The 18,819-nt window shown below is 72.2% G+C and carries 17 protein-coding genes; 13 read left to right on the top strand and 4 right to left on the bottom strand.

Annotated features, from left to right (window positions below; all coding sequences use genetic code 11):
• Positions 1-6: 6 nt before the first annotated feature.
• Genes AC1DZC_RS08995 through AC1DZC_RS08985 form a run of 3 tightly spaced genes read left to right on the top strand, consistent with a single transcriptional unit; the run spans position 7 to position 1,381 of the window.
• Entirely contained in the window at positions 7-285 is a 279-nt protein-coding gene (locus AC1DZC_RS08995; protein ID WP_477038312.1) for a hypothetical protein, read from the top strand.
• A complete protein-coding gene (locus AC1DZC_RS08990) occupies positions 282-911 on the top strand; it encodes a hypothetical protein (RefSeq protein ID WP_477043007.1) in 630 nt (209 codons plus the stop codon). The genes AC1DZC_RS08995 and AC1DZC_RS08990 overlap by 4 nt, the downstream gene beginning before the upstream one ends.
• A gap of 23 nt (positions 912-934) precedes the next feature.
• Complete coding sequence (locus tag AC1DZC_RS08985) at positions 935-1,381, top strand: DUF3093 family protein (protein WP_477043006.1); 447 nt, start codon at positions 935-937, stop codon at positions 1,379-1,381.
• 21 nt (positions 1,382-1,402) lie between these two features.
• Here the strand turns inward: AC1DZC_RS08985 and AC1DZC_RS08980 are convergent, their stop codons facing one another.
• Together AC1DZC_RS08980 and AC1DZC_RS08975 are read right to left on the bottom strand one after the other, a co-directional pair.
• Positions 1,403-5,986, bottom strand: a complete 4,584-nt coding sequence (locus tag AC1DZC_RS08980; protein WP_477043005.1) for an FtsK/SpoIIIE domain-containing protein — start codon at positions 5,984-5,986, stop codon at positions 1,403-1,405.
• A 71-nt stretch (positions 5,987-6,057) separates the two neighbouring features.
• Positions 6,058-6,330, bottom strand: coding sequence for a WXG100 family type VII secretion target (locus tag AC1DZC_RS08975; RefSeq protein ID WP_477038316.1), 273 nt, complete (start codon positions 6,328-6,330; stop codon positions 6,058-6,060).
• A 143-nt stretch (positions 6,331-6,473) separates the two neighbouring features.
• Here AC1DZC_RS08975 and AC1DZC_RS08970 point away from each other — a divergent pair, with 143 nt between their 5' ends.
• The 3 genes from AC1DZC_RS08970 (at position 6,474) to AC1DZC_RS08960 (ending at position 8,785) form a co-directional block, all read left to right on the top strand.
• Positions 6,474-6,920, top strand: coding sequence for a GNAT family N-acetyltransferase (locus tag AC1DZC_RS08970; protein WP_477043004.1), 447 nt, complete (start codon positions 6,474-6,476; stop codon positions 6,918-6,920).
• Positions 6,890-7,042: a hypothetical protein gene (locus tag AC1DZC_RS08965; protein WP_477043003.1), complete on the top strand. Its 153-nt coding sequence runs from the start codon at positions 6,890-6,892 to the stop codon at positions 7,040-7,042. The genes AC1DZC_RS08970 and AC1DZC_RS08965 overlap by 31 nt, the downstream gene beginning before the upstream one ends.
• A gap of 168 nt (positions 7,043-7,210) precedes the next feature.
• The gene (locus AC1DZC_RS08960) at positions 7,211-8,785 is read left to right on the top strand and encodes a hypothetical protein (RefSeq protein ID WP_477043002.1); all 1,575 of its coding nucleotides are present in this window, start codon (positions 7,211-7,213) and stop codon (positions 8,783-8,785) included.
• An 83-nt stretch (positions 8,786-8,868) separates the two neighbouring features.
• Here AC1DZC_RS08960 and AC1DZC_RS08955 read toward each other — a convergent pair whose 3' ends face one another.
• Complete coding sequence (locus AC1DZC_RS08955; protein WP_477043001.1) at positions 8,869-9,426, bottom strand: hypothetical protein; 558 nt, start codon at positions 9,424-9,426, stop codon at positions 8,869-8,871.
• Between the two features lie 66 nt (positions 9,427-9,492).
• Between AC1DZC_RS08955 and AC1DZC_RS08950 the strand changes: the two genes are divergently transcribed.
• The 7 genes from AC1DZC_RS08950 (at position 9,493) to AC1DZC_RS08920 (ending at position 17,651) form a co-directional block, all read left to right on the top strand.
• On the top strand, positions 9,493-9,705 hold the full coding sequence (locus AC1DZC_RS08950) for a DUF7455 domain-containing protein (RefSeq protein WP_477038320.1): 213 nt from the start codon (positions 9,493-9,495) through the stop codon (positions 9,703-9,705).
• Positions 9,706-9,861: 156 nt separating this feature from the next.
• Positions 9,862-11,076, top strand: a complete 1,215-nt coding sequence (locus AC1DZC_RS08945) for a cation:proton antiporter (protein ID WP_477038321.1) — start codon at positions 9,862-9,864, stop codon at positions 11,074-11,076.
• Between the two features lie 159 nt (positions 11,077-11,235).
• On the top strand, positions 11,236-12,888 hold the full coding sequence (locus AC1DZC_RS08940; protein WP_477038322.1) for an ABC transporter substrate-binding protein: 1,653 nt from the start codon (positions 11,236-11,238) through the stop codon (positions 12,886-12,888).
• Positions 12,889-13,000: 112 nt separating this feature from the next.
• Positions 13,001-14,110, top strand: a complete 1,110-nt coding sequence (locus AC1DZC_RS08935) for an ABC transporter permease (protein WP_477038323.1) — start codon at positions 13,001-13,003, stop codon at positions 14,108-14,110.
• 1 nt (position 14,111) lies between these two features.
• Entirely contained in the window at positions 14,112-15,209 is a 1,098-nt protein-coding gene (locus tag AC1DZC_RS08930) for an ABC transporter permease (protein ID WP_477038324.1), read from the top strand.
• Positions 15,206-16,939 (top strand): ABC transporter ATP-binding protein, encoded by a 1,734-nt coding sequence (locus tag AC1DZC_RS08925; protein WP_477043000.1) that lies wholly within the window; start codon positions 15,206-15,208, stop codon positions 16,937-16,939. Before AC1DZC_RS08930 ends, AC1DZC_RS08925 begins: the two co-directional genes overlap by 4 nt.
• A 19-nt stretch (positions 16,940-16,958) precedes the next feature.
• On the top strand, positions 16,959-17,651 hold the full coding sequence (locus AC1DZC_RS08920) for a hypothetical protein (RefSeq protein WP_477042999.1): 693 nt from the start codon (positions 16,959-16,961) through the stop codon (positions 17,649-17,651).
• Here the strand turns inward: AC1DZC_RS08920 and AC1DZC_RS08915 are convergent.
• Positions 17,641-18,789, bottom strand: coding sequence for a hypothetical protein (locus AC1DZC_RS08915; RefSeq protein ID WP_477042998.1), 1,149 nt, complete (start codon positions 18,787-18,789; stop codon positions 17,641-17,643). The two genes, AC1DZC_RS08920 and AC1DZC_RS08915, sit on opposite strands and share 11 nt — an antisense overlap.
• Positions 18,790-18,819 lie beyond the last annotated feature (30 nt).

The raw sequence follows: 18,819 nt of genomic DNA, 5'->3' as shown, positions 1-18,819 counted from the left end.
GGACCCATGACCTCTGCCGAGCTGTACGCCAAGGCACGCGACCTCGAGGCGCTCGCCGACGACGTCGAGGTGAGCGTGGACGCGGCGTGGGTCGTGGCCAGGTCGCCCGAGTGGGAGTGCGCGAACGCGACGGACGTCCGCGGCGCCCTGGACCAGTGGCGCTCGGCGGCTCGGTCGTCGGCCCGCAACCTTCGCGACGAGGCGTCGCGGGTGCGCGGCGAGGCGCGCAAGGCCGAGGACAAGGAGCAGGAGGCGCTCGACGCCCAGACGAAGCAGCCGCAGTGACCGACGTCTGGGCCCCGCTCGGCGTCGCCGGCTCGGTCGAGGTCGTCGACGAGATCACGCACCAGCAGTTCGCGACCCTGCCGGCCACGTCGCCGCACCAGCACCGGTGCGACCTCGTGATCGCGGGGATCGCGGTGGACGTGAGCTGGCGGCTCGGACGGGTCCTGACCTCGTCGATCGCGGAGCCCGACGGCTCGCGCGAGATCGTCTCGGGGAAGGCCGACTTCGACGACAGCGGGCCGGACACGTTCCTGTGGCACCACTCGACGATGCCGCTGGCCGTCCTGGGCGACGCGGTCGCGGTCGAGCGCGAGCGCAGCGGCCGGGACCGGTGGGCGTTCCGGGTGGACGGACCCGGTGGCCGCACCTGGACCTGGCGACCCGGCGGCACGCTCCTCGCGGACCGCATGGAGCTGACCCGCGCCGGCGACAAGGACCCGGTCGTCACGCACACCCTGCGCCCGGTGCCCGCGCACCCGCGCTCCCCCGCCGGGCCGCCGACCGTCTCGTGGCGGGACGGCGCAAGCCTCGTCGAGGTCCTCATGCCCGTGATGTGGGTCCTCGAACGCGCCCACAAGGGGCTGCTCCCCAAGGCGCAGCGGATCGCCCGGATGGAGTTCCTGTGAGGGGTTCGTCCTAGAATGCCGCGGTGATCCGGTACCAGGAACGCTCCCCCAGCCCACGCGCGTGGCTCGTCTTCGCCGTCATCGTCGTCGTCGCGTGGGTGGCCCTGTTCCTCGTCGACACGAGCACGATCTGGCTGGCGACGAGCATCGTCGGCATGCTCGCCGTGATCGCGGCGATCACGATGTGGAGCACCGGCCGCTACGGGAACATCACGCTGACCGATTCGCTGCTGCGGGTCGGTCGGGCGCGGGTCGAGCTGTCCGACCTGCACCCCTACGGCGTCTCGGAGCCGGGCGAGACGCTGGGCGGCAAGATCATCGGCGGCGCCTACGCGCAGGCCATGGGGACGGGCGTGATCGGCCTGACCATGCGCGACGGCACGAGGTCGCTGGTGCAGACCAAGGACCCCGACGCCTTTCGCGCGGCCCTCAACGAGGCCCTCGTCCCGTTCCGCGCCGAGGTGTCCTGACCGCTCCGGTGTCCTGAGGGGTCAGGGCAGGGGGACCTGCACGAGCTGCCAGGAGCCGGCGGTCACGAGCAGCCCGCGGCCCGGCGTCGACGCACCCAGCGCGGAGCGCGGCACGCGCAGCCCGAAGACGTCGCCGTCGTTGGGAGACGCCGGCGCGAGCAGGATGCCGTTGCGGGACTTCTTCATCGTCGCCGCCGGACCGCGGTAGCCGCTCGACAGGTCGTCGGCCGAGCCGGCGCCGACGACGAGGCCGGGCCGGTCCCGCAGGGCGCCGAGGTGCGCGACGATCGCGTCGGCGATGGGTCCGTCGGTGCCGACGAGCTCCAGGTCGTCGACGAGCAGCAGGGCCGGGGTGTCGTCGACGGGGACGAGAGCCCCGAGCAGCTCGGCGATCTGGTCGCGCGTCGCGTCGAGGTCGAGGGCGCCCACGGCTCGGGGTGCGAGGTCCCGCAGCGGGCTGCGGCGCGGGGTCAGGATGCCGACCGTCCAGCTGCGGTCGAGCGCGGACGCGCCCATCGTCAGCAGCGCGGTGCTGCGCCCGGACCGCCGCGGCCCGACGACGAGCACCCCGGGCCCGTGCTCCTCGGCGTCGAGGCCGAACAGCGCGAGCGAGTCGCCGCCGACACCGGCCGGCACCGCGGTGCGGCCGAGCGCCGGGCCGCCGAGGGCCGAGGCCTCGGCGAGCGTCACGCGGGTCGGAAGCGGGTCGACGCGGAACGGCGGGAGCGAGTCGTCGCGCACGGCCTCACGGGCCAGGCGCTGCAGCTCGGCCACCTGCGCCGGCCCGGACGGGTCCTCCACGAGCAGGCTGACCTGCAGCTCCTGGGCACCGCCCTGCGACCGGAACGCGCGGCCGTCGGGCAGGTTCTTCGGGACGTCGCGCGGCTTCATGCCGATCGCGCCGTAGTCGCCGACGTCCGACATCGGGAGCATCACGCGGTCCTCGGTCAGCGTCGAGACCCGGCCGGACAGCAGCGACCGGTCGCCGCTGACGACGACCTTCACGCCGGCCCCCGGGCCCTCCTGCAGGATCTGCGTCCACAGGTCCACGAGCGCCCCGGCGTCGTAGTCCTCGAACGCCTGGATGAACCCTTCCCACCGGTCGAGCAGGACCAGGAGGTAGGGCAGCCGCTCGGCGGGCGCGGACCGGGCCCGCTGCTCGGCGACGTCGGCGAACGACTGCTCCGCGAGCAGCTGCTGCCGGCGCGAGATCTCGGTCCGCAGCCGCCGCGTCAGCCGCGCGATCCGGTCCGGCTGGTCGCGCGTGACCACCGCGCCCGTGTGCGGAAGGGCGACGAGCGGCAGGAGCGCGTTGTTGCCGAAGTCGAGGCCGTAGACGTGCACGTCGCGCGGCGAGACGCGCGTGGCGACGGCGGCCGCGAGCGCACGCAGCACGGTCGAGCGGCCCGAGCGGGGCGCGCCGACGACGGCCAGGTTGCCGGCCGTCTCGAGGTCGTGCGTCGCGACCGAGCGCCGCTGCTCGGCCGGCAGGTCGACCAGCCCGTAGGGCAGACGGAACGGCGTCGCCGCGAGCTCGGGGCCACCCTGCGCGACGAGGTCGGCGGTGGTGACGACGGTGGCCAGCGCTGGCAGCCAGGGCGGCGGCGGGGCCGTGATGCCGGTCTGCTCCGCCGCGGCCCGCACGGCCGTGACCAGCGACGCGAGGTCGGTCTGCGCGTCGCTGTCGTCCTGCGCCGACCGCTCAGGCACAGCGGGCGGGCGGCCGATCGCGGACCACCCCAGCGGAGCGACGTCGACAGCTCCCCCGCCGTCCGACGCCGTCGGCGGGCGCCCGCCCACCCGGGAGGACTGGAACGCGACGAGGCTCGAGTGCCCGAGACGGGCGTACGCGCGACCGGGCAGGTTCGACGGGATCTCGGCGGCGTCGCCCGACTCGATGACGTCCTGGCTGTCGTGGCGGTCGGTGACGCGCAGCGCGATGCGCAGGTTGGTGTTCGACTTGATCTCGGCGCTGACCACACCGGCCGGCCGCTGCGTCGCGAGCACCAGGTGCACGCCGAGCGAGCGCCCGCGGCGGGCGATGTCGACGAGCCCGGTGACGAAGTCGGGCAGCTCCGCGACGAGCGCCGCGAACTCGTCGATGACGATCATCAGGCGGGGCATCGGCTCGTCGTCGGCGGACCGCCCGGCCAGGTAGTCCTCGATGTCCTTGGCGTCGGCGCCCGCCAGCTGGTGCTCCCGGCGGCGCAGCTCGGCGGCGAGGCTGTCGAGCGCGCGGCGGGTCAGGTGCTCGTCGAGGTCGGTGACCATGCCGACGGTGTGCGGCAGGCGGCTGCAGTCCTTGAACGCGGCGCCGCCCTTGTAGTCGACGAGCACGAACGTCATCTCGTCGGGCCGGTTGCCCACCGCGAGCGACGCGATGAGCGTCTGCAGCAGCTCCGACTTGCCGGAGCCCGTGGTCCCGGCGACCAGCCCGTGCGGCCCGTCGGCACGGACGTCGACCGTGAACAGCCCGTCCGTCGTCTCCCCGATCACCGCGCGGGTGGTCCGGCCGCCGCGGGCCCAGCCCGCCGCCACGGCCCCCGCCCCGGGCGGGTCCAGCGAGAGCACGTCGAGCAGGCGGGAGGTGGTGACCAGGGACGTCGAGAGGTCCTCGGAGCTGATGTCGCGGACGGGCGCCAGCGACCGACCCAGCCGCTCGAGCCAGACGACCGGCACGACGTCGGGCCGCACCCCGTCGACCGGCTGCTCTCCCGCCACCGACACGGTCGCATCGAGGCCGTTCACCACGACGACGGCCTGGCACTCCTCGGGCAGCTGGCGCTCCTGCTCGTCGATGCAGAGGAAGTACACGCCGACCGACGGCCCCTCGCGCAGCAGCGTCACGAGGCCGGGCAGCATCCGGATCCGGCGCGCCCCGTCCAGGACGACCAGCACGGGCGGTCCGGCGACCACGTCGCGCGCCCCGGTGCCGCGGGCGGCCTCGCGACGGCGGTCGACGAGGTCCAGCAGCTCGGCGACGCGTCGGGCGGTCGTCTCGTCGTCGTTGCCCACGGAGGCGACCGGGCCGGCGTCCCGACGCGCGTGCGGGAGCCAGCGCACCCACCCCCAGACGTCGTCGCCCTCGCCGTCCGCGAGCAGCACCACCGACACGTCCGCCGGCGAGTGGGCCGTGACGACCTGCGCGAGCATCCACGCGGCGACGCGGCGACGCTCGCGCTCGGAGCCGGCCACCCCCGTGACCCCGGCGCGCGCGAGCGGCACGGCGACCGGGACGTCCGAGGCGGTCCAGTGCAGGACCCGCTCGTGGTCCGCTCGCTCGGGGTCGTGGAGCGACACCTCGCTCGGCACGTCAGCGGTGCCCACCCGGGCCAGCATCCAGTCCGGGTCGGTCCGCCGGCGCTCCCACAGGCGGGCACGCGGACCGGTCGCGAACAGCAGGACCGAGGCCGGGTCGGGCAGCTCGCGTCGTCGCGCGGAGCTCTCCTCGCCGAGGGCGTCGTACGCCTGCTGCTCGATGCGTGCGGTGCGCTGCGCGTAGGTGCGGACCGCCTCGACGTGCTGCGTCTGGCGGCTGCCGCGCGAGGAGATGTAGTTCGACAGAGCCATGAGCGGCGAGAGCACCATGATCACGAGCCCGTACGGCGACCTGGTGAGCACGTAGGTCGCGGCACCCATGAGCAGCGGCAGCGCCATCATCGCCAGGGGGAACCGCTGGCGCTCCGGCGAGCGCGGCTCGGTGGGGAGCCGGAACTCGGTCGGGCGGGCCGGCGGCAGCAGCCGCGGGGGGCGGTTGTAGTCCAGGGTCGCGCCGGCCGGCGAGAGCGACAGCGACGCGTCCGGCCGGCCGACGTCGGCGGTCTCGAGCACCACGTCGCCGACGACGAGCGACTGCCCCGGCAGCCACGCGCGGGGCGTCTCGAGGGCGATCCGGTCGACGTGCACGAGCGGGCGGTCGGCCTCGGGGTCGATCTCCAAAATGCCGTCGAGCCCGCGCCGGGCCTCGGCCAGCCGACGGGAGTACTTGCGGCTCCCTCGGCGGTCGGGCGCCTCGTCGCCGCCCTCCCGGCGCACGACGATCGGTCCCTCGAGCGGGCGGCGACGGTGCGGGGCCGGGCGCGTGGACCCGATCACGGCCGGCGCGGGCAGCAGCGTCCGTGACCCGTCGGGACCGACCTCGAGGACGACGGTGCACGCGGGGTCGTCGCCGTCGACCCGCACGGACGCCGAGGCGCCGGTGCCGATCTCGTGCCGCCCGACCGCCAGCCGGTGCACCCGCCCCGCGCCCGGCCCGGACACGATCCGCACCTCGCAGGAACCGGTGGGCTCCTCCCACGGGTCTCCGGGATCGGCGCCGATCCCCACGACGGCACCGTGGCGCAGGGGGCAGCGCTCGACCGGCTCGTCGGGGTCCAGCTCGCGGCCGCGCCACCACAGGGGTGGCGCCTCGTCGGATCCCGCGGGACCCACCTCGACCACACCGAGGTGACCCGAACCGCGCGGGACGACCCGCGCCTGGGTGCTCGGCACGTGCGCCGCCACGGCGCGCGCCACGTCGCGGACGCGTGCGCCCGGCGCGCACTCGAGCACGACGTCGACCGGCTCGTGCGCCCCGTCGACCGCGACGCTGAGGATCAGTCGCACGTCCTGCCTCTCGTGCTCGTGGACAGACGTGSGGCCCGCCCCCTACGAGGGCGGGCCGCACATCGACCCGCTCAGATCCGGTCGCCCTCGCCGGTGGCTGCAGCGATGTTGTTGTGGTTGGTCCGGACGTCCGCAGCGGCGCCGTCGAGCGCCTCCTGCAGCTTGTCCAGGTTCGCGCGATAGTCCTGCCACAGGGCCCGGAAGTCGTCAGCGTACTTGCCTGTCCACTCGGCGGCGTTGACCCCCTGGTCGACATGCGACTTGATGTCGGCGGCCTGCTGAGCGTTCTGCTGGAAGGTCTTGAACAGCGCCTGGAGAGTGCTGAGCTCGGCACCAACTGCCACGGTGGTCCTCCTCGTAGTCCGGCTGCGCCCGGTCGGGCGTCGCGACACGTCGACATTACCGACATACCGCTGGATGCGTGACTCGTAGCGCATCTGCGCGGGCCTACCGGGCGGGTGTCAGAACCGCTCCGTAGCCTGAACCCATGTCGCTGCAGGTGGTCCCGGCCCTCGGGCGCTACGACGACTTCTTCGAGGTCGTCGGTGTCAAGAAGCCGGGTGGCGGCGGGTGCTGGTGCATGTCGTACCGGGACAGCCGGGTGCCCAACGAGGAACGCGCGCAGTACATGCGCGACGAGTGCGCGACGGAGCCGGGCCCGGGGGTCCTCGCGTACGTGGACGGCGAGGTCGCGGGCTGGTGCTCGGTCGCACCGCGCAGCAGCTACCGGCGGCTCATGCACTCGCGGACCATCCCGTTCGTCGACGACCGCGACGCGTGGAGCGTCGTCTGCTTCGTGGTGCGGCCGCGCTTCCGGCGCCAGGGGCTCATGCACGAGCTGCTCGCCGGGGCGGTCGCGCACGCGCGGGCGAGCGGCGCCGAGGTGGTCGAGGGGACCCGGTCGTGCTCACCGACGACGACCGGGTGGACGTGATCTCGGGGTACGTGGGCACCAGCCGCCTGTTCGAGTCGGCAGGGTTCACGCAGGCGGCCCCGACCACCGGCCACAGCGGGGGCAGGGACCGGGTCGTCATGCGGCTCGAGCTCGGGCGCTGACGACGACCGCTCGTCGCGACCCCTGTACGGACCGCGGATCGGCATGCATGATCGTCGGACGCACCACGGCACCAGACCGGACCCGTCGAGGTCCGTCCGCGACCCGCCGGCACCGCCCGCGCAGGAGTCGCCCACCCGCATCGTCGCCCCCACCCTCGGGAGACCTCTGTGCTGCCTGCCGCCGTCCGCACCGTCCCCGTCACGCTCGGTCCCTTCGTCGACGACGTCGGCGAGCCGTGGACCGGCCGGTTGACCGTCACCTCGTCGACGGTGCGCGTCTGGCGCGCCACCGGGGCGGTCGTCGCGCCCCGACCGGTCGTGGTCGAGCTGGCGGACGACGGGACGGCCCGCGTGACCCTGACCGCGACCGACCAGCCCGGGTTCACCGACACCTCGGGGCGCGCGCTGGACGCCTGGACCTACACGGCCGTGCTCGAGCAGGACGGCGCCGAGGTCTCGCGCCACGAGTTCGCGGTCCCCACACCCCCCGCGCCCACGGGCATCACCCGCCGTGCGGCATTCCGCGCCGGCGCCGTGACGGTCGCGGCGGCCGCCGTCGCCGCGTCCTCGGCGCAGTCGGCCGCCGCGATCCCGCACGCGGTCGCACGCCAGGCGTCGGTCCTGCCGGCCGCCATGACCTTCGACGACGACGTCACCATCGGCAGCTCCGCCAACCCGAGCACCCTGCTCGTGAAGTCGTCGGCGGCCGGCGGGACGACGGGTGGGCCCGGCTACTACGACTCGACGGGCCGGATCGTGCTCGAGACCTACCAGCCACACTTCGGCTCCTACGGCGAGTCCGTCCGCGTGCAGCTCAAGGACCCGCGCGCCAAGGGGATGCTCACGTACCAGGGGAACTGGCCGAAGCCGCACTACCCGGACGGCGACTACACCTGGCTGAAGACGCACCCGACGCAGCCGGTGACGATCGCCTGGATCGGCGCGCACTTCCTCAACAACGACGACCCGAGCAGCCTGCAGAAGAACCTCTGGCACGGGCACATCAACTTCGAGGTGCCCGACGCGAGCGGCGCCCTGCGCACCCGGCTCGAGGTCAAGATCATCGACCCGGTGACCGGGAAGATCGGCACCGACCGCTCGGCCGTGCGCACCAACATGGCGGACTTCGAGCTCCAGGTGGGCAGCGCCGAGGAGCAGCTGCGGATCGTCGGCTCGGACGCCCACCCGAAGGACCTGACGTTCTCGACGGAGGTCGGCGCGACCCAGCCCCGGTGGACCCTGCGGACCACCCGGACCGACGCGGACCTCGAGCTGCGGCGCTACAAGGCGGGAAACAGCTACCAGGACTCGCCCCTGAAGGTGGACCGCGACACCGGCCTGGTGCAGCTCGGCGGTGACGCGGGCACGTCCGCGGGCGTGAAGGTCGTCCAGCGCGGAGGCGTCGGGCTCACCGTCACCCCGCTGGTGGCGGGCGGTCAGGGCATCCTCGTCGCCGGCACCGACCCGACGGCCCGGATCGTCCAGGGCGAGGTCACCGGCGACGTCGCACGCCGGTTCGCCGCCCTCGTCGACGGGACCATGCAGTGGGGAACCGGAGCCACCGACCGCGACACGCAGCTCTACCGGCGAGCCCCCAACCAGCTGGGCACCGACGGCGGGGTGTTCCTGCGCAGCAGCGCGGTCCCGGCGACGGCCTCCACGGGCGGCGTCCTGTTCGTCGACGAGGGAGCGTTGAAGTTCCGGGGCGGCAACGGGACCGTCACGACGATCGCACCGGCCTGACGGGCCCCGGGCAGGCTACGACGTCGTGGCACCCCACAGGTCCGCGAGCGCCGGGTCGTCGTCGACGCCCTCGACCGCGGCTCTCAAGGGCCGGTGCGCTCCAGGTACGCGGCACCTCGGGGCGAGAGCCGGTAGCCGACCTCGAGGCTGTGCGTCAGCCCGAGCTCCTTGAGCCGGCGGACGTCGCGCTTGAACGGCAGCGTCTCGCGGCCGTGCGAGGCGGCCAGGTCCGGCGCGCGGGTGGCGGGCCGGTCGCGGATGAGCTCGAGCGTCTGCCGGGTCCACGGGGCGCGGGCGTCCCAGCGGGCGAGGGTCGCCGTCAGGGTGGCCAGCTGCTCGGCCGTGAACGACGTGTCCGCCGAGAGCGCGTCGCGCGGGTCGGGGCCTCCCCACGAGAGCTCGACCCGGAACAGCGGCAGCTCGGTCCGGCCGCCGACCACCTCGTCGACGGACGACGCGCCGGCCGCGAGAGCCTCGTCGAGCGTCGCGCCGGAGACCTCGTCGACGGAACCGACGCGCACGACCCCGACCGACGACAGGAAGGATCCGCCCGGGGTGACCCGAGGCGTGGCCCAGCGACGGAACGCCAGGGTGACGTCGCCCCTGCGGATCCCGTCGGCGGTGCGCTGGTTCAGGAGCACGCGACCACGCTACGCGCTGAGCGAACCCCGGGAACGAACGCTCCAGTCCGCCGGTTGAACGCCGATATGAACACCATGGAGACGCAACCGCTGACCACCGCCGACCGCTGCGACCGCTGCGGCGCGCGCGCCTACGTCCGTGTCACTCTCCCCGTCGGCGAGCTGCTCTTCTGCGGCCACCACGCCCGCGAGCACGCGGAGAAGTTCACCGAGATCGCCCTGCACGTCCAGGACGAGACCGACCGCCTGCGCACCGAGTTCGCCGGGGCGTCCCTCTAGGCGTAGGCGCCAGCACCGCCGGGCGCGTCGAGGATGGCCCGCTGCGTCTCGCTCTGACCGGGCCGGCGACCCCTGTGCCCGGGGCAAGGGCACTCACCTGGCCTGTCGGCAAGCGGACTGCCCGCTTCCCGGCCCGGGCCCGACATGATGGCTCCCATGGAGCTCGCGTTCACCGGCGGCATCGCCGCGATCGTCCTGTTCGGTGTCCTCGGTCAGCTCCTGGGCAAGGCCACGGGCATCCCGTCGATCATCCTGCTGCTGCTCCTGGGCCTCCTCGTCGGACCGGTGCTGGGCTGGGTGAACCCGGACGACATCCTCGGCGACGACCTCTTCCCGCTGGTCTCGATGGCCGTCTCGGTCCTGCTGTTCGAGGAGTCGCTCAAGCTCGACTTCCGGCGGCTGCACGGCGGGGCGCGACGGCCGGTGCTCGGGCTGGTCACGGTCGGGGCGGCACTGACGGGGATCGGCGCGTCGATCCTCACCTGGATGGTCTTCGACCTCCCGGCGGCCCGCGCCGCGGTGATCGGCGCGATCCTCATCGTGTCCGGACCGACCGTCGTCGGGCCCCTGCTCGCGGTGATCCGACCCAAGCAGCCGCTCGAGTCGGTACTCGCGTTCGAGGGCATCTTCATCGACCCGATCGGCGCGACCGTCGCCCTCGGCATCACCAACTACGCGCTCCACGAGCACCCGCAGGGGCTGTTCCAGACGGGGCTGACGGGGATCGCGACCGGCGTGCTCACGGCCGCGCTGTACGTGGTCCTGATCCGGTTCGCACGCGTGCCTGCATCCATGCACGTCGTCCTGGCACTCGCCCTCGCGCTGACCGCGTTCGCCGTGGCGGAGTCGTTCTTCGAGGAGTCGGGCCTCTGGGCGACCACCGCCCTCGGCGTCACGCTGGCCAACCAGCGGTTCGTGAAGCTGGGCGCGCTGCACGAGTTCGGCAGCCACATCGGCGCGCTGCTCATCGGCTCGTTGTTCATCGTGCTCGCCGCGCGCGTGGACCTCGATGCGCTCGTGACGTACGCGTTCGGCACGCTCGTCCTCGTCACTCTGCTGGTCCTCTTCCTGCGGCCGGCCGTGGCCTGGATCGCCACGTCGAGGACCGTGCTGTCCCGACGAGAACGCCTGATGGTCGGCTGGATGGCCCCCCGCGGCATCGTGGCGGCCTCGACCGCGAGCCTGTTCGCGCTCCAGTTCGAGAACGCTGGCAAGCCGTTCCCGCACCTGGTGCCGGTCGTGTTCGGCGTGGTGCTGGCCACCGCCGTGGTCTACGGATTCACCGGGCCGATCGTCGCCGACCGGCTCGGCGTGCGGTCCGACGTGGCGACGCCGCTCGACCAGGACGGCATCCCGGTACCGGACGCGTAGGGGGCAGCAGTTCGATCGATACCGTCCCGAGACCGGGATGTTACTCACCAGTAAGAACCTCGTCATGTCCGCAACATCGGTGTGCTACTCATAGGTAACCGAAACCAGTCGCGGGTCGTAGCACCCGCCCCGCGGCCTGACAGAAGAGGTACGTAGCGCATGACCTCCCACGCATCACGTCGTCGCGTCATCGCGGCGACCGCAGGACTTGCGGCAGCAGCCCTGGTCCTGACCGCCTGCTCCTCCGGCAACGACGACGGCGGAGACGGCGGCAGCACCTCGGGCACCAGCGGCGGCGGATCACTGACGATCGGCACGACCGACAAGGTCACCACGCTGGACCCCGCCGGCTCGTACGACAACGGCTCGTTCGCCGTGCAGAACCAGGTCTTCCCGTTCCTCCTGAACACCCCGTACGGCAGCCCGGACGTCGAGCCGGACATCGCCGAGTCGGCCGAGTTCACGGCACCGACGGAGTACACGGTCAAGCTCAAGCCCGGCCTGAAGTTCGCCAACGGCCACGACCTCACCGCGTCCGACGTGAAGTTCACGTTCGACCGCCAGGTCAAGATCGCCGACGAGAACGGCCCGTCGTCGCTGCTCTACAACCTCGACAGCACCGAGGTCGTCGACGACGCCACGGTGGTCTTCCACCTGAAGTCCCCGGACGACCAGATCTTCCCGCAGATCCTGTCCAGCCCCGTCGGCCCGATCGTCGACGAGGAGGTCTTCTCGGCCGACGCGCTCACGCCGGACGACGACATCGTCGCCGGGAACGCGTTCGCCGGGCAGTACACGATCACCGACTACGACTTCAACAACCTGATCTCGTACAAGGCGAACCCGGACTACCAGGGTCTGCTCGGCGCCGCGAAGACCGACGTGGTCAACGCGAAGTACTACGCCGACTCGTCGAACCTCAAGCTCGACGTCCAGGAGGGCAACATCGACGTCGCGTTCCGGAGCCTCTCCGCGACCGACATCGCCGACCTCAAGACGGACGACAAGGTCAAGGTCGTGGACGGCCCCGGCGGAGAGATCCGCTACATCGTCTTCAACTTCGACACGATGCCGTTCGGCGCCACGACGCCCGAGGCCGACCCGGCGAAGGCGCTCGCCGTCCGCTCGGCCGTCGCGGACCTCGTCGACCGTGACGCCCTCTCCGAGCAGGTCTACAAGGGCACCTACACGCCGCTGTACTCCTACGTCCCGGCCGGCCTGACCGGCGCCAACGAGGCGCTGAAGGGCCTCTACGGTGACGGCTCCGGCGGCCCCGACGCGGACAAGGCCAAGGCTGCTCTCGAGGACGCCGGCGTCGAGACCCCTGTCACCCTGAACCTGCAGTACTCGAGCGAGCACTACGGCCCCTCGTCGGCCGACGAGTACGCCCAGATCAAGGACCAGCTGGAGAAGGACGGCCTGTTCACCGTCAACCTGCAGACCACCGAGTGGGTGCAGTACTCCAAGGACCGCACGGCGGACGTCTACCCCGAGTACCAGCTGGGCTGGTTCCCCGACTACTCGGACGCGGACAACTACCTGACGCCGTTCTTCCTGACGAAGAACTTCCTGTCGAACCACTACGACAACCAGGCCGTCAACGACATGGTGCTGAAGCAGGCGACCACGCCCGACCCGGACGCCCGCACCAAGCTCATCGGTGACATCCAGGACGCGGTCGCCAAGGACCTGTCCACCGTCCCGCTCCTCCAGGGTGCGCAGGTCGCCGTGGTGGGCCAGGACGTCTCCGGCACCGAGGACACGCTCGACGCCTCGTTCAAGTTCCGCTACGCGGCGCTCGCGAAGGGCTGATCACAGCGCTCGGAACGGACCGGGCGGTCCGGCCCCACGACACGTGGGCGTCGGCCGCCCGGTCCGCCGCGTGATGCGGCACACTCCTCGCACCAGAGCACAGGTAGGAACCATGACGACCACCATCACCGGGGCACCCAACGACGCAGCGCCCGGCGAGACCGATCAGCTCGAGCCCGACGCACCCAGGAAGAAGCAGGGCGGGGGGCTCGGCTCGTACCTCCTGGTGCGGTTCCTGCTGATCTTCCCGACGATCTTCATCCTGGTCACCACCGTCTTCCTCCTGATGCGGACCACCGGCGACCCGATCACCGCCGCGCTGGGCGGGCGGCTGCCCCCCGACCAGCTGGCCGAGCGCGTGCACGCCGCGGGCTACGACCGGCCGCTGTTCACCCAGTACATGGAGTACCTCGGCCGCCTGGTGCGCGGTGACTTCGGCACGACGATCTCCGACAACCGACCGGTCACGGAGGTCCTCACCACCTACGGCGGCGCCACCCTCGAGCTCGCGTTCTACTCGCTGGTCGTCGCGTTCGCGATCGGCATCCCGCTCGGCCGGATCGCGGCCGCCCGCCGCGACAGGTCGGCCGACGCCGGCCTGCGGCTGGGCGCGGTCCTCGCCTACGCGACGCCCGTCTTCTTCTCCGGCATCCTGCTCAAGCTCATCTTCTCGGTCTGGCTCGACTGGCTCCCGGTCGCCGGGCGTGCGTCGACCGGCTCTGAGATCGCGATGCAGCACGAGGGCCTGCAGACCGGCCTCTACACGATCGACGCCATCAGCACCGGCGACCCGGCGATCCTGAAGGACGTGCTCCTGCACGCGATCCTGCCCGCCGTGGCGCTCGGCCTGCTCACCGGTGGCATCTTCCTGCGGCTCGTCCGCACGAACATGATCGGCACCCTGCACACGGGGTACATCGAGGCGGCGCGGTCGCGGGGTGTGAGCGAGCGACGGCTGCTCCGCAAGCACGCCTGGCGACCCGCGTTGGTCCCGATCATCACCGTCATCGGCCTGCAGATCGCCCTCCTCCTGGGTGGCGCGGTCCTCACCGAGACGACGTTCGAGTGGAAGGGCCTCGGCTTCCAGCTGATCCAGTACGTGAAGGCACGCGACTACGTGGCGGTCCAGGGGATGGTCGTCCTGCTGGCCGTGATCGTCGCCCTGTCCAACTTCGTCGTCGACGTCATCGCGGCGCTCATCGACCCCAGGATCCGGTTCTGACATGACAGCGCCCACCACAGACCCCATCGCGCCGATCCGGCCCTCCCTCTGGAGCCGGCTCCCCGTCGTGCACCAGCTCCGAGCCAGCGTCGGGCTGCAGCGCACGATGCTCGTCGGCGGCCTCGTCATCTCCGCGATCTTCGTGATCACCGCGGTGTTCGCGCCCTGGCTCGCCCCCTACGGCTTCGCCCAGATCCGCACCGGCGACCAGCTCTTCGGTTCCCAGCAGCCGCCGTCATCCGAGCACTGGTTCGGCACGACCGTCGCCGGGTACGACGTCCTGTCGCGGTGCCTGTGGGGAGCCCGACCGGCGTTGCTCGTCATGATCACCGCGGTGCTGCTCTCGATCTTCATCGGCGTCATCGGCGGCCTGCTCTCCGGGTACTTCGGCGGCCGGGTGGACCGCGTGCTCGTCGTGATCGCCGACGCCGTCTACGCGTTCCCGTCCCTGCTCCTGGCCATCGTGGTGGCCATCGTCATCAGCGGCGGGCAGTCGTCCCTGTGGGGCGGCATCATGGCCGCCGCCATCTCGATCACCGTCGTGTTCATCCCGCAGTACTTCCGGGTCATCCGGGCCGAGACCGTCCGGATCAAGTCCGAGGCGTTCGTCGAGTCGGCCCGTGTCATCGGCGCCGGGCACATCCGGATCATGACGCGGCACGTCCTGCGCAACTCCACGCGAACCCTGCCGCTGATCCTGACGCTCAACTGCTCGGAGGCCGTCCTGACCCTCGCGGGCCTCGGCTACCTCGGCTTCGGCATCGAGCCCACGGTCGCCGCGGACTGGGGCTACGACCTCAACAAGTCGCTCTCCGACGTGACCAGCGGGATCTGGTGGACGGCGACGTTCCCCGGCCTGGCCATCGTGCTGTCCGTGCTCGGCGTGACGCTCGTGGGCGAGTCGCTCAACGACCTGGCCGACCCGCGCCTGCGCCGTCGCCGTGCGGCCGCTCAGGCGGCAGGCGTCGTCGGAGCCGTCACGGTGGTGCCCGGCGGCGTGCTCAGCGCCGGCGCCGAGGGCATCGACGGCATCGACCTGCTGGAGGGCACGGGCGACGAGCTCTTCGGCGCCCCGATCGACGACGAGGACCGCACATGACCGCCACGCAGGACGCTCCCCGCACAGGGAACGTCGTCGAGATCCGCGACCTGCACATCTCGTTCGCCACCGATGCCGGCACCGTCCGCGCCGTCGAGGGCGTCTCGCTCTCGGTCGCCGCGGGCGAGGTGCTCGCGATCGTCGGCGAGTCCGGGTCGGGCAAGACCGTCACCGCCCGCGCGATCCTCGGGCTGCTCCCCGAGACCGCCCTGACCAGCGGCGCCGTGCTGCTCACCCGCAAGGACGGGTCGGACACGCACGACATCACGACGCTGACCGGCAAGGACCTGCGGGACGTCCGTGGCCGCGACGCCGCCATGGTGTTCCAGGAGCCGTCGACGGTGCTCAACCCGGTCTTCACGGTCGGGTGGCAGATCGCCGAGGGCCTGCGCGTGCACACCGGCATGTCCCGCTCCGAGGCGCGCGCGAAGGCGATCGACGTGCTGAACCGTGTCGGGATCCCGGACGCCGAGCACCGCGTGGACCACTACCCGCACCAGTTCTCCGGCGGGCAGAAGCAGCGCATCGTCATCGCCCAGGCCATCTCGCTCGACCCCGGCCTGATCATCGCCGACGAGCCCACGACGGCCCTCGACGTCACCGTGCAGGCCGAGATCCTCGACCTGCTGCGCCGGATCCCGGAGGAGTTCGGCACGGCGGTCGTCCTGATCACGCACAACATGGGTGTCGTCGCGGACCTCGCCGACACCGTCGCGGTCATGTACAAGGGCGAGATCGTCGAGCAGGCGGACGTCCTCACGCTCTTCGCGAGCCCGCAGCACGAGTACACGCGCGCGCTGCTCGACGCCGTGCCGCGCCTGGGTGGCCGACGCTTCCGGGACCGGGTCATCGTCTCGGACGAGGACGCCGCCTTCGAGTCCGTCGACGTGGACCCGTCGGCGACCCCCGTCGTCGCGGCACGCGACCTGCGGATCGTCTACCGCGGGCGCCTGCGGCAGCCGGACTTCACGGCCGTCGACGGGGTCAACCTGGAGATCCGGCCGGGCGAGGTGCTCGGCCTGGTCGGCGAGTCCGGCAGCGGGAAGACCACCATCGGCCGGGCGATCGCGGGCCTGACACCGGTCAGCCAGGGGTCGCTGAGCGTGCTCGGCGTCGAGATGCTGGGCGTCAAGGAGAAGACGTTCCGGCCGATCAGGCGCCGGATCGGGTTCGTGTTCCAGGACCCCGCCACCAGCTTCAACCCGCTGCTGACCATCGCGCAGTGCGTCGCCGAGCCCCTCGTCGTGCACGGACTCGCCCCCAACGCCCAGGCGGCTCGCGGGCGCGTGGACGAGCTGATGGAGGCGGTCCAGCTGCCCAAGGCGTTCGGGGACCGGTACCCGCACGAGCTCTCGGGCGGTCAGCGGCAGCGCGCCAGCCTGGCGCGGGCGCTCGCCCTGGACCCCGAGCTGCTCATCGCCGACGAGCCCACCTCCGCCCTCGACGTCTCGGTGCAGCGGCGCGTGCTCGACCTCTTCGCGCGTCTGCAGGCCGAGCTCGGGTTCGCGTGCCTGTTCATCAGCCACGACCTGGCCGTCGTCGACCTGCTCGCACACCGCATCGCCGTCCTGCACCGGGGCGTCCTGGTGGAGGAGGGCACGGGTGAGCAGGTGCTCGGCGCGCCCCGGCACGCGTACACGCAGCGGCTCCTGGCGTCGCTGCCCGTGGCCGACCCGGTCGAGCAGACCGCGCGCCGGGAGATCTGGCGAAACCTCCGCGCCAACGACTGAGCACCTCTAGCGTGTGCGCATGAAGCGCCTGACGCCGGTGGTCGCGACGCTCGTCGTCGTGCCCGCGGTGCTCGTCGGGCGGCTCTGGCTGCGCAGCGGGCCGAGCGGGTCGTTCGGCTGGTTCGCCTACGCGCCGCTGAGCAGCACGGTCTACTCCTCCTCGTCGGGAGGAGCGCTGTGGCGTGCCGCCCTCGGCGTGCTCACGCTGCTCCTGTGGACCGTGACCACCCTCGGACTGATCGGCCTCGTCGCGAGGATCCGGCCCGGACCCGGGTCGGTGCGGGTGCTCGCGATCGTCGCCGTGGTCCTCACCGTCCCGCTGTGGACACCGCTGCTCGGCCCGCCGAACCCGTGGTCGCTGACCACCGTCGAGGCGTCACCGGGCGTGCGCGCGATGCGAGTCGTGGCCCTCGTGCTCGTCCTGGTCATCGGCGTCGCCGTCGTCCTCGCCCGCAGCCGCGTCCCCGCGCGGGCGGCCGGCTACCTCCTGCCCGCCGCGGCGATGGCGTGGGTGGTGCTGCACACCGACGTGCGCGTCTATGCCCTGACGAGCAGCGGGCAGCCGATGCCCGGCTGGGCCGACGTTCTGCCGTTCTACGTCCCACCCCTGGCGGCCGTCGCGCTGACGGTGATCCTGTGGATCCTGGCGGCACGCGGCATCCGCGCGCTCGTCGTGCGCTACCGGCCGCCCGAGGCGCTCGTCACGCCGTGACCGGCACCGGTGCCGGCTCGTCGACGCTCGCCTCGCGGCGGGCCGAGTAGCGGTCGTAGAGGGTCACGATCAGCGCGACGATGTAGGCGAACAGCAGCACGTCGCCGAACGACAGGTCCGACGAGCCGCGCGACGCCAGCGACGCGAACACCACCATCGCGATACCGCTGATCACGGTGTTGATCGCGACCTGCACACCGAGGTGCGCGGCGCCGGACCGACCGGCCCGCGCGCGCCACACCGCGATCCCCGCGAACGCCAGGACCGTGGCCGTCACGACGAGCGCGACGCTCGTGAGCGGGGCGTCGAGCAGCGGCCAGGACAGGAACATGATCATCGTGACCAGTCCGGCGAGCGCGACCTTCTCGAGAACGTGCCCGACGCCGTGCGGGGCCACGTCGATCGTCCCGCGCGGCTCCCAGCCGACGTGGCGTGCGACCTCGTCCGAGGAGACGGTGAACGGCCAGGCGGGCGGGGGCAGCCGCTTGGCCAGCCGCATCCCGATGACGATCAGCGCCACGACCAGGACTATCAGCCCGACGACCACCCACGGCCGGTTCTGGACACCCTCAGCCCACGTCGCGTCGCCGGGCACGCCCAGGACGCGCTCCTTGAACTCGTCGGTGAAGTCGAGCTGGGCGACGTGGATCCACCACTCCTGCGGCAGCTTGATGAACACCCAGATGAGCGCGGCGGTCCAGACGAACGCGCGGTTGCGCAGGCGACCCGCGTCCCACTTTGTCCGCACGACCTCGATGGCGATGACGAAGTACTCGAACGTGTTGGGGAAGAGCATCAGCAGCCAGCGCTCGCCGGACAGCTCGAACGCCAGGACCCCGACCAGCCGGTAGTACCAGAGCGCCGCGGCGACCCCCAGGGCGAACGGGTTGCGCCAGTTCCGGATCACCGACAGGTACGCGATGGTCAGGTAGTAGATGTCCAGCGCCTTGTCGTAGGACTGGTAGTTGTCGAGCGGCAGGTCGGTGAACGTGGCGAACACCGTCTGGTCGATGCCGTCGATCACGAGGCAGGCCAGCAGCGCGGGCAGCGGGAACCGCGGGATGAACAGCGGGACCACCAGCCGGAGACTGACGATCAACAGGAAGATCGACCAGTCGTGCGCTGAGACGTTTGCCATGGCGGGCACTCTGCCAGAACTGCAGGTCAG

The sequence above is a fragment of the Cellulomonas sp. P2_B4 genome, assembly GCF_056404795.1.
The sequence above is the reverse complement of the archived record's forward strand: the minus strand, read 5'-3'. Positions and strand labels throughout refer to the sequence as shown.

Excerpts from the sequence above, each read along its gene's own strand:
- AC1DZC_RS08915 (WP_477042998.1), bottom strand. The coding sequence starts at position 18,789 with ATGGCAAACGTCTCAGCGCACGACTGGTCGATCTTCCTGTTGATCGTC.
- AC1DZC_RS08935 (WP_477038323.1), top strand. The coding sequence starts at position 13,001 with ATGACGACCACCATCACCGGGGCACCCAACGACGCAGCGCCCGGCGAG.
- AC1DZC_RS08995 (WP_477038312.1), top strand. The coding sequence starts at position 7 with ATGACCTCTGCCGAGCTGTACGCCAAGGCACGCGACCTCGAGGCGCTC.
- AC1DZC_RS08950 (WP_477038320.1), top strand. The coding sequence starts at position 9,493 with ATGAACACCATGGAGACGCAACCGCTGACCACCGCCGACCGCTGCGAC.
- AC1DZC_RS08945 (WP_477038321.1), top strand. The coding sequence starts at position 9,862 with ATGGAGCTCGCGTTCACCGGCGGCATCGCCGCGATCGTCCTGTTCGGT.
- AC1DZC_RS08920 (WP_477042999.1), top strand. The coding sequence starts at position 16,959 with ATGAAGCGCCTGACGCCGGTGGTCGCGACGCTCGTCGTCGTGCCCGCG.
- AC1DZC_RS08940 (WP_477038322.1), top strand. The coding sequence starts at position 11,236 with ATGACCTCCCACGCATCACGTCGTCGCGTCATCGCGGCGACCGCAGGA.
- AC1DZC_RS08925 (WP_477043000.1), top strand. The coding sequence starts at position 15,206 with ATGACCGCCACGCAGGACGCTCCCCGCACAGGGAACGTCGTCGAGATC.
- AC1DZC_RS08970 (WP_477043004.1), top strand. The coding sequence starts at position 6,474 with ATGTCGCTGCAGGTGGTCCCGGCCCTCGGGCGCTACGACGACTTCTTC.
- AC1DZC_RS08930 (WP_477038324.1), top strand. The coding sequence starts at position 14,112 with ATGACAGCGCCCACCACAGACCCCATCGCGCCGATCCGGCCCTCCCTC.